The organism is Longimicrobium sp., assembly GCF_036280135.1.
Lineage (GTDB): Bacteria > Gemmatimonadota > Gemmatimonadetes > Longimicrobiales > Longimicrobiaceae > Longimicrobium.
The window spans coordinates 1-4,181 of record NZ_DASURI010000542.1; the positions used below are offsets into that span (position 1 = coordinate 1).

Sequence of the window (4,181 nt, forward strand, 5' to 3'; positions counted from 1 at the left end):
GCATCGTGGGCGGGGTGACGTATTCCACCGCGCTCTTTGAGCGGGCCACCGTGGAGCGCTGGGCGGGGTACCTGCGGCGGGTGCTGGAGGAGATGGTGGCGGACGACCACCGGCGGGTGGACCGGCTGGCGCTCATGCCCGTGGACGAGCGCGCCCGCGTGCTGGAGGAGTGGAACCGGACGGAGGCGCGGTATCCCGCCCCTTCGTGCATCCACGCGCTGTTCGAGGCGCAGGCGGCGCGCACCCCCGGCGCGGTCGCGCTGACGTTCGAGGGGCAGGACCTCACCTACGCGGAGCTGGACGCGCGCGCCAACCGGCTCGCGCACCACCTCCGCGGGCTGGGCGTGGGGCCCGGCGCGCGGGTGGGGATCTGCCTGGAGCGCGGCCCGGCGATGCTGACGGGGCTGCTGGCGATCCTCAAGGCGGGCGGCGCCTACGTCCCCCTGGATCCCGCGTACCCGGAGGAGCGGCTGGCGTACATGCTGGCCGACAGCGCGCCCGCCGTCCTCGTGACGGACGGGCCGGCCGCCGTGCGCCCCGACGGCGTCCCCGTCGTGGACCTGGCCGATCCCGCGCCCTGGGCCGGTCTGCCCGGCACGGCGCCCGACGTCCCGGGGCTCACGCCCGACCACGCCTGCTACGTCATCTACACGTCGGGCTCCACGGGGCGCCCCAAGGGCGTCGTCAACCATCACCGCGCCGTGGCCAACCTGCTGGCGTGGAGCCAGCAGGCGTGGCAGCTGCGGCCGGGCGAGGCGGTGCTGCAGCGCATCTCGTTCAGCTTCGACGTGTCGGTGCGCGAGATCTTCTGGCCCCTCGCGACGGGCGCGCGCATCGTGGCGGCCCGCCCCGGGGGGCAGGGCGACCCCGACCACGTGGTGGACCTGGTTCGCCGCGAGGGGATCGGCACGGCGCACCTGGCGGGGCTGCTGCGCGCGTTCGTGGAGCACCCGGAGGCGGGGACGTGCACGTCGCTCGCGCGGGTGATGAACGGCGGCGAGGCCCTGGCCCCCGCCGTCGCCCGGCGCTTCGGCGAGCTGCTTCCCGGCGCCGCGCTGTACCACATGTACGGCCCCACGGAGACCACCGTGGCCTCGTCGGGGCTGCGGTGGACGCCGGAGGTGGAGGGCGTCGCCGCGCCCCTGGGCCGGCCCATCGGCAACACGCGCGTCTACGTCCTGGACGCCCGCGGCGAGCCGGTGCCCACGGGCGTGGCGGGGGAGATCTGCATCGGCGGGGCGGGGGTGGCCCGCGGCTACCTGGGCCGCCCGGCGGCCACGGCGGACCGCTTCGCGGCCGACCCGTTCTCCCCCGGCCCGGCGCGCGGATGTACCGCACGGGCGACGTGGGGCGGTGGCGGGCGGACGGCACGCTGGAGTTCCTGGGCCGCGGCGACGGCCAGGTCAAGGTGCGGGGCTACCGCATCGAGACGGGCGAGATCGAGGCGCGGCTCACGGAGCTGGCCGGCGTGGGCGCGGCGGTGGTGGCCGTGCGCGAGGACGTGCCCGGCGAGAAGCGGCTGGTGGCGTACTGGACCGGCGAGCCGCTGCCGGCCGACGCCCTGCGGACGCACCTGGCCGCGTCGCTCCCGGGGTACATGGTGCCCGCGGCGTGCGTGCGGCTGGAGCAGCTCCCCCTCCTCCCCAACGGCAAGGTGGACCGCAAGGCCCTCCCCGCGCCGGAGGGCGGCGCGTACGCCGCCCGTGACTACGAGCCCCCCGCCGGGATGGCCGAGGAGCTCCTGGCCGGCATCTGGGCCGAGGTGCTGGGCGTGGAGCGGGTGGGCCGCCGGGACCACTTCTTCGACCTGGGCGGGCACTCGCTGCTGGCCGTGCGGGTGGTGTCGCGGGTGCGGCAGGCCATGGGGGTCACGGTGGCCCTGGGCGACGTCTTTACCCGGCCCGTGCTGGCGGACTTTGCCCGGGAGCTGGAGACGGCGGCGCGGGCGGCGCTTCCGCCCATCGAGCCCGCCCCGCGCGACGGCCCCCTGCCGCTCTCCTTCGCCCAGCAGCGGCTGTGGTTCCTGGAGCAGCTGGGGGACCTGGGCAGCACGTACCACATGCGCACGCGCCTGCGCCTGCGGGGCGCGCTGGACCGCGCGGCGCTCGTCCGCGCGCTGGACGGCATGGTCGCGCGCCACGAGGCCCTGCGGACGACCTTCGTGCAGGTGGACGGCGTTCCCGGGCAGCGCATCGCGCCGGCGGACGCCGGGTTCCTCCTGGTGGAGCACGACCTGGAGGGCCGGGCGGACGGGGAGGCGGAGCTGGCCCGGCTGCTGGCCCGGGAGGCGCGCGCGCCGTTCGACCTGGAGCGGGGCCCGCTCATCCGCGGCCGCCTGGTGCGGCTGGCGCCCGACGACCACGTGCTGGCGATGACCATGCACCACATCGTCAGCGACGGCTGGTCCATGGGCGTGCTCACGGGCGAGATGTCGGCCCTGTACGCCGCGCACGTGCGGGGCCGGGAGGCGGCGCTCGCCCCCCTCCCCGTGCAGTACGCGGACTACGCGGCGTGGCAGCGCCGCTGGGTGGAGGGCGACGTCCTGCGGGCGCAGTCGGACTACTGGGCGCGGACGCTGGGAGGCGCGCCCGAGCTGCTGGAGCTGCCCGTGGACCGCCCGCGCGCGGCCACGATGGATCCCGCGGGGGCGCGGCTGGCCGTGGAGCTGGACGCGGAGCTCACGGCGGGGCTCAGGGCCCTGTCGCGGCGGCACGGGACCACGCTCTTCACGACGCTGCTGGCGGGGTGGGCCGTGGTGCTTTCCCGCCTCGCGGGCCAGGACGACGTGGTGATCGGCACCCCCGTGGCCAACCGCGGCCGGCGGGAGATCGAGGGGCTCATCGGCTTCTTCGTCAACACGCTCGCCCTGCGCGTGGAGCTGGGGGGCGCGCCCACGGTGGCGGAGCTGCTGGGCCGGGTGGGAGCGCGGGCGCTGGAGGCGCAGCACCACCAGGACATCCCCTTCGAGCAGGTGGTGGAGCGGGTGGCCCCGGCGCGCAGCCTGTCGCACACCCCGCTCTTCCAGGTGATGTTCACCTGGCAGAACACGCCGCGGGGGAGCCTGGAGCTGCCCGGGCTGGCGCTGGGCCGCGTGGCGGCGGCCGAAGACCGCGACACCGTCAAGCAGGACCTGGCGCTCACGCTGGGCGAGGCGGGCGGTCGCATCCTGGGGTCCGTGACGTACGCCACGTCGCTCTTTGACCACGGGACGATGGAGCGGTGGCTGGGCTACCTGCGGCGCGTGCTGGCCGGCATGGTGGCCGACGACGCCCAGCCGGTGGGGCGCCTGCCCATGCTGCCGGCCGACGAGCGCGCGCGGGTGCTGGAGGAGTGGAACCGCACGGAGGCGGAGCTCGCGGCGGATGCGTGCGCGCACGAGCTGTTCGAGGCGCAGGCGGACCGCGCGCCCGGGGCGCTCGCGCTGGCGTGCGGCCCCGTGCGGCTGAGCTACGGGGAGCTCAACGCGCGCGCCAACCGCCTGGCGCACCACCTCCGGTCGCTCGGCGTGGGGCCGGACGCGCGGGTGGCCCTCTCGCTGGAGCGCGGCCCGCGGATGGTGGTCGCCCTCCTGGCCGTGCTCAAGGCCGGCGGGGCGTACGTGCCGCTGGACCCGGGCTACCCCGGGGAGCGGCTGCGCTGGATGCTGGAGGACAGCGCGCCCTCCCTCCTGCTCACGACGGGCGATCTCGCGCCCCGCTTCGCGGACGCCGGCGTGCCGCTGCTGGACGTGGGGGACGAGACGGCCTTCGCCGGCGCGCCGTCCACGAACCCGGCGCGCGGCGCCCTGCGCCCGTCGCACCCGGCGTACGTCATCTACACCTCCGGCTCCACCGGCCGCCCCAAGGGCGCCGTGATCCAGCACCGCAACGTGTGCGGCATGGTGGCGGGGCAGCTGCGCAGCCTGCCGCTGCAGGCGGAGACCCGCGTCCTGCAGTTCGCCTCGTTCAGCTTTGACGGCAGCGTGTACGAGGTGTTCCTGGCGCTGGCCCGGGGCGCGTCGCTGCACCTGCCCGAGACCCCGGGCCCGCTGGCGGGCGACGACCTCGTCCGCACCGTGGCCGGCGCGGGGATCACGCACGCCATCCTCCCCCCCGCCGTGCTGGCGGCGCTGCCGGACGACGAGCGGCTGCCGTCCATCCACACCATCATCGTCTCCGGCGACGCGCCCCCGGTGGACCTGG

Annotated in this window: 2 protein-coding genes and 1 pseudogene; 2 read left to right on the top strand and 1 reads right to left on the bottom strand. The window is 76.6% G+C overall.

Translation table 11 applies throughout. The features are described from left to right. On the bottom strand, window positions 1-211 hold a 211-nt coding region (locus VFZ20_RS17370; protein WP_329685183.1), incomplete at its 3' end, for a hypothetical protein. Here VFZ20_RS17370 and VFZ20_RS32965 point away from each other — a divergent pair. Further along, window positions 135-1,259, top strand: a pseudogene (locus tag VFZ20_RS32965) (amino acid adenylation domain-containing protein); the annotation flags it as partial. The gene VFZ20_RS17370 and the pseudogene VFZ20_RS32965 overlap by 77 nt on opposite strands. A gap of 68 nt (window positions 1,260-1,327) precedes the next feature. Next, window positions 1,328-4,181: condensation domain-containing protein (locus VFZ20_RS17385; protein ID WP_329685186.1), on the top strand; the 2,854-nt coding region annotated here is incomplete at its 3' end.